The following is a 2,506-nucleotide window of genomic DNA, read 5'->3' as shown; positions in this document are numbered from 1 at the left end:
CTGTGGATGTGGCCGAACGCGCGGATCTCGGTGATGGGTGGGGAGCAGGCGGCGGCGGTGCTCGCCACCGTCCGCCGGGACCAGATCGCGGCAGCCGGCGTCGACTGGAGCGACGCGGACGAGGCCGCGTTCCGCGGGCCCGTCCTGGACCGTTACGCGGAGCAGGGCAGCCCCTACTACTCGACCGCCCGGCTCTGGGATGACGGGGTCATCGACCCGGCCGACACCCGTATGGTGCTGGGTCTGGGACTGTCGGTGGCCGCGAACGCCCCCCTGGAGCCGGTGCGCTACGGCGTGTTTCGGATGTGAGCGGGTAGGCGAAGTCGCGGTCGGCCGGTGGTGAGGGGAGTAGAGACGTGAGGATCAAGGGTGTCAGCCGCTGACCCGTCGACCTGGAACCACGTGGGAGCCGTCGCGACCGGTCCGGCCCCCGCCCAGCGCCGCACCGGACCGGGCCTGTCCACTCGGGGCGCCGGGTTGCCGGGTCTGGCGTTCTCGTCCGTGCTCGTCGCCAACCGCGGCGAGATCGCCGTGCGGATCATTCGTACCCTGCGCGAACTCGGCATCCGCTCGATCGCCGTCTACTCCGACGCGGACGCCGGCGCCCGCCACGTCCGCGAGGCCGACATCGCCGTGCGCCTGGGGCCCACGCCGGCCCGGGAAAGCTACCTGGACATCGACGCGATCGTCGAGGCCGCGCAGGCCTGCGGGGCCCAGGCCGTCCATCCCGGCTACGGCTTCCTCGCCGAGAACGCCGCCTTCGTCCGGGCCTGCGAGGCCGCCGGGCTGTTCTTCATCGGCCCGTCGGTCGCCGCCGTCGAGGTGATGGGCGACAAGATCGTGGCGCGGCGGACCGTTGCCGAGGTCGGCGTGGCCGTGGTGCCCGGGCGGTCGTCGCCCGCGATGACCGACGCCGCCATCACCGACGCCGCGGGCCAGCTCGGCTACCCGGTCCTGGTCAAGCCGTCGGTCGGCGGCGGCGGCAAGGGCATGCAGGTCGTGCGCGCGCCGGGGGAGATGGCCGCCGCCCTCGCCTCGGCCCGCCGGCAGGCCGCCGCCGCCTTCGGCGACGACACCCTGTTCGTGGAGCGGCTCATCGCCCGTCCCCGCCACGTCGAGGTGCAGATCCTCGCCGACACCCACGGCACCGTGCTGCACCTGGGGGAACGCGAGTGCAGCCTGCAGCGGCGCCACCAGAAGATCATCGAGGAGGCGCCCTCGCCGCTGCTCGACGCGCGCACCCGGGAACGGCTCGGCGCCGCGGCGGTCGCGGTGGCCGGCGCCGTCGGCTACGTCGGAGCCGGCACGGTCGAGTTCATCCTGTCCGCCGACGCGCCCGACGAGTTCTACTTCATGGAGATGAACACCCGCCTGCAGGTGGAGCACGCGGTAACCGAGCTGGTCACCGGGGTGGACCTGGTCGCCGAGCAGATCCGGATCGCGGCCGGCGAGCCGCTGCGCTTCGGTCAGGCCGACGTCCGCCTCACCGGCCACGCGGTGGAGGCCCGCGTCTACGCGGAGGACCCCGTGCGCGGTTTCCTGCCGACCGGCGGGCAGGTCCTCGCCTTCCGCGAGCCCACGGGCCCCGCCGTACGCGTCGACGCCGGCATCGCCGCCGGCGACATCGTCGGCACCGCCTACGACCCGATGCTCGCCAAGATCGTCGCCTGGGGGCCCGACCGGCAGGCTGCGATCGCCCGGCTCGACGCGGCGCTCGCCGCCACCGTGCTGCTCGGTGTGACCACCAACATCGGTTTCCTGCGCGCGCTGCTCGGCCATCCCGACGTCGTCGCCGGCCGGCTCGACACCGATCTGGTCGAACGCGACCTCGCCGCGCTCACCGCCGACGAACTGCCCGGCGAGGCCATCCTCGGCTATGCCCTGGCCCGACTGCTCGCGCTGCAACCGGTCGGCCCGCTCGTCGACCCCTGGGACATCCCCTCCGGTTGGCGTCCCGGCGAGCCCGCGTGGCTGAGCTGGGACGTGCTCATTCCGGGCGGCGGTTCCGAGGCAGGCGACGGGTCGGGCCCGGGCGACGGATCGGGCCCGGGCGACGGGTCGGGCCCGGTGGGGGGCGCCGACCCTGGCGGCTCCGGCCCGGCTGGCAGCGCCGCTGCTGGCGGCGACCGCGGCGACGTCCTGGCGGGCGGTGGCTCCGTCGAACGAGGGCCCGCCGGAGGTGGCTCCGCCGGCAGCGGGTCGGCTGGCGGCGGGTCGGCTGGCAATGGGATGTCTGGCAATGGGGTGGCTGGCGGCGGGTCGGCTGGCATCGGGGTGGCTGGTGGTGGCTTCGCTGGAGTCGGTGCCGCCGACGGTATCGGCGCCGCCGCCATCGCCGGCGTCGGCGATGGCGGCGGTCGCGGTGGCGGCATCGTCGTCGACGGCGTCGCGCTGGGGCCCGGCGCAGGCCCGGTTCCAGGTGGGGCCGGGCTGGCCGTCCCGGTGGGGGAGGGAGATCCGGCGGCGGCGGCGGCGCCGACGGCTGGCGCCGGGCTCGGCCCACGGG

General features: G+C 75.3%; 2 protein-coding genes. Both read left to right on the top strand.

Translation table 11 applies throughout. From position 1 onward, the window contains the following. Positions 1–309: carboxyl transferase domain-containing protein (locus ND748_RS29925; protein WP_285902907.1), on the top strand; the 309-nt coding region annotated here is incomplete at its 5' end. A gap of 60 nt (positions 310–369) precedes the next feature. After that, a partial coding sequence (locus ND748_RS29920; protein ID WP_374216073.1) for an acetyl/propionyl/methylcrotonyl-CoA carboxylase subunit alpha occupies positions 370–2,506 on the top strand: 2,137 nt, incomplete at its 3' end.

This window comes from Frankia sp. AiPs1, assembly GCF_023716945.1.
In the GTDB taxonomy this organism is placed as follows: Bacteria; Actinomycetota; Actinomycetes; order Frankiales; family Frankiaceae; genus Frankia.
The sequence above is the reverse complement of the archived record's forward strand: the minus strand, read 5'-3'. Positions and strand labels throughout refer to the sequence as shown.